This window comes from Mesorhizobium sp. (genome assembly GCF_004962925.1).
In the GTDB taxonomy this organism is placed as follows: domain Bacteria; phylum Pseudomonadota; class Alphaproteobacteria; order Rhizobiales; family Rhizobiaceae; genus Mesorhizobium.
Genome location: NZ_SUEO01000092.1, coordinates 19,111 through 22,438, shown reverse-complemented (window position 1 = coordinate 22,438; position 3,328 = coordinate 19,111). Strand labels below are relative to the sequence as shown.

Below are 3,328 nucleotides of genomic sequence, written 5' to 3'. Positions count from 1 at the left end.
GTGCCGGGGGGCGCCATGGTAATTTGCCAGTGTGCGCTATTATCGGCGGAGGTCGATGATTTGGAAATCCGCTTCCAAGCCGTCCCCTTCGGCCGAAACAGCGAATGGGCTCACAATTACTCGAGATGGATCATATAAGTCGACAAACAGCCGCTTTGCAGCCTCAAAGTCGGGGGCGGAAAGCTCCTCATCGTTGACTTCAACTGCCCAGTCGCCATAGGGCGTGCACCAAGTTTGGCCAACCGGATGCCGCCAAGCTTGGTGTCGACGAAATAGTGACCGCAATCGTTTATCCAAAGTTGCAGAGCCATTCCCTGCCCCCAAAAATCAAAGAGATTGTCGCATGGCTACCAGCGCGAACCAAGCGGTGTCCGCATTCCGGGATCCGCAGTCTCGGTCATATCGTCCTTGAGCTCGGCAGCAACTGGGTCAAGGGGCGAAGACAATGATCTTGCCTCGCCCTTGAGTTGCTTCGCACGCTTACTTCCTGTGGATGCCAGCATTCTCGAGGCCTGGCTGGCACGCAAGATCCGACGCGGTTATGCGCCGGTGGTTTCAAACGTAGAACTTCTGCTGGAGGGTCCATAGTCACAGTGGATAACCCGTGGAGGGAGCGGCGCTGGAAAGTATGCCCGACGTCCTCCTTCGGAAGAGGAAGGAGACTACTCAGCGGCTATCTCGTCTGGCCCACATCTGAGCGCCATGCAGGACCCGAAGGGTGCGAACCGTGCCGGGCGTCACGACGTAAGCGGCGATATGGGGCCTGGCGAGACCACGAATTCGCGCTTTTCGTCAGCAGCCGGATTCCGGTTCGGTCCGTCTGCCATTTCTTATCCTTGCATAAGACTTGAGCGCCAGGGGCCCGCAACTATCAGAACGGCCAAAAGCCGGCCAAAAAGGCTAGCATTTCGCTGCCCCACTGCACGAAGTTTTCGTACCAGCCAGACACCGTTTCATAAGCAACCTGCAGTGCGCCCAGGAAGAAAACGAAACAGATGATGATAGCAAATAACTTGCCAAACCCCTCGTCACCCTTCGGGTCGCTGCTCTGGTAAACGTAATCCTGTCGATTAAACATGATCCTCTAACGGTCCCGGTCGTCGCGGTCGCGTTCCCTTCTTTCCAATTCCTCGCGCTCCAACTCCCAGGCGAGGAATATGCTGTTGCGCCGGATCGGTCCGCGTTGTCTCGCCGCCGCGTTGTGCGGCCTCCTTGTCGCTGTTTAACTTATCCTGCAGCCGATTTGTAGGATCTACGGTCGACGCCAGTTCGTGAGCCTCGCGCTCGGCGGGTTCGTCCGGCCGGCTCTCGGCCTCCTCGGGGCGAGGATCTCGCTGGTGTTCGGTCACGGCATCGACATTTGCAGGGGTTTTGCCCTGCTCTTCTGCCGACCGCTCTTGGGACTGCTCTGCCGCCTCGATAGGCCGCTTGAGGTCCGGATCCTTCTCGGCTACCTCGCGCATATAGGTGTTGCCCTGGACGGCAAGCTCCGCCGCGCGAGCCAGTCCGCGCTCAATATCAGCTCGGAATCCTCTTGGATCGTTGGAAAGCTCACCGGCCTCAATTCTATCCAAACCCTCGCGACTGGTTTCGATGTCCATAAGAACGTCATTTGCAGCCTCGACAACCGCCTCGCCGTGTTTGGCGACTGCCGCATCTAACTGTTCATTCGCATCGTCTCGACGCTCCCGGCTTTCGTTTCGCTCGGTCGCAGTTCCCTGCTCCGCCTGACCCTTCATCTCGTAAAGCTCCATCAGCTCGCGTCGCCCGTTCACATGCTCGCGAGCAACAGACGCGACTTCATCAAAATCGTCTCGCTCGCCGGGACCGACGCTCCGCTCCAGCCGGAACAAGGCGGTCTCGACCTTCTTTTCATAGGCTTCAAACTCTGCCCGCGTTGTCTCGCGCATTTCCTGACCCTCCAAAACGACTTTCTGCAAGGTTACCAGATTGGCGCGGAATTTTGACCCGAAATCTGCATGGACGACATTTACGCTCGCTTCCGCCTGACCTGCCGAAAGGCTTGCTGTCAAATGATCTCGCTGCTGTTCTGCATAAGCAACAACACGCCTATCACCGCTGGCGAGCGCGATTTTCTGCCAACTCTGCGTTGCCTTTATGGCATACTGCCGGCTCCTTTCGGCCTTCGCCAGACTGCGTCGTCCGCCCCGCTTGGCATCGTACCGGCCCTGCGCCGCCTCGCTGGTCCCGACGTGCTCGGTCCGCCCTTCACTGCTCACCGGCCTCACCTGATTGCGGGTAAAGGCGGGCGGACTGGCGAACTCGCGACGATCGGTCATCTCCATCGCTATCCCCCGCGCGCGGGCCTTCTCAGCCATTGTGGCCCGCCACTCCCGAAACACCTGCGGGGTCGTCTCGATCCGATCGCCCGATTCCGATCGCATCGTGATGATCGCGTGAGCATGGACATGTGGCCGCTTGCCCCCCTCGCCTTCTTCCTTCGGATCATTGGCCGGATCATGCATGGCAAACCCGTAGCGATGGCCGGCGAACTGCTCGGCAAGGAAGTCGTGTGCAGCGTTTTCAAACGCCTCGACGTTCGTGCCGGCCCGGGCCGACATGATCAGGTGCATCACGTCGCGGCCTTTGCGGCTGTGCAGATCACCGCGCCATTCCTTTTGCACCAGATCGCCAGCGAGCTTTTCGTCACCAACGATTTGGCCGCGGTCGTCGCGAACGTTGCCGTCATGACGTTCAACCAGACTTCGCAATTTGCTGGCGCCATACTCGACACCGTTGCCGTAGCCTTGGAACGAGAACCGTGCTGCCCCTTGCGCGGCTGCACTGGCGTCATATCGCGCTTGAATGATGCTGGCGGCCTTGTCGTCGCCAGTCAGCCGCTCGCCCTGCCCGCTTCTGAGCACGACCGCACCTTGAACCGTCAGCGCGCCGTCGGCCTGGTCGCGTGACCGCATAAGCATAGCGGCGATCGCCGAACGCGCTCGTCAAACTGTTCCTGACCAGCTCATGCATCGCTTCGTCTGACGAAACCGCCGCAGTCGCAATCTCTACGGTGAAGCTTCCGATATCGCGGCTCTCTGCGCGGTTCTGGAAGAGATGGTTCCAGTCTCCCCGCAACCGCGCTAGATCCTCGCGGCTCCTGATGCGCTCGCCGTTCTCGTTCTCGACGGCGATCTCGCCGCCGCGCGACACATAATTCAGCATCGCCCCCACCCTCGCGCCGGCGCCATAGGATGCCATTTTGACAACCGCGGACTGGCTGCCCTGGGCAACCGCCGCTAGCCGCGCTTCTAATGGACGGGACACCGCTGCTGCCCGCGTCTCGGCCGCCAAGATCGGCTTGGCG

The 3,328-nt window shown here is 60.0% G+C and carries 2 protein-coding genes; both read right to left on the bottom strand.

From position 1 onward, the window contains the following. Window positions 1–871 precede the first annotated feature (871 nt). On the bottom strand, window positions 872–1,078 hold the full coding sequence (locus E5W87_RS18805) for a hypothetical protein (protein WP_292400591.1): 207 nt from the start codon (window positions 1,076–1,078) through the stop codon (window positions 872–874). Continuing rightward, window positions 1,071–2,936 (bottom strand): conjugal transfer protein TraA, encoded by a 1,866-nt coding sequence (locus E5W87_RS18800; protein ID WP_367118838.1) that lies wholly within the window; start codon window positions 2,934–2,936, stop codon window positions 1,071–1,073. The genes E5W87_RS18805 and E5W87_RS18800 overlap by 8 nt, the downstream gene beginning before the upstream one ends. Between the last annotated feature and the right edge of the window lie 392 nt (window positions 2,937–3,328).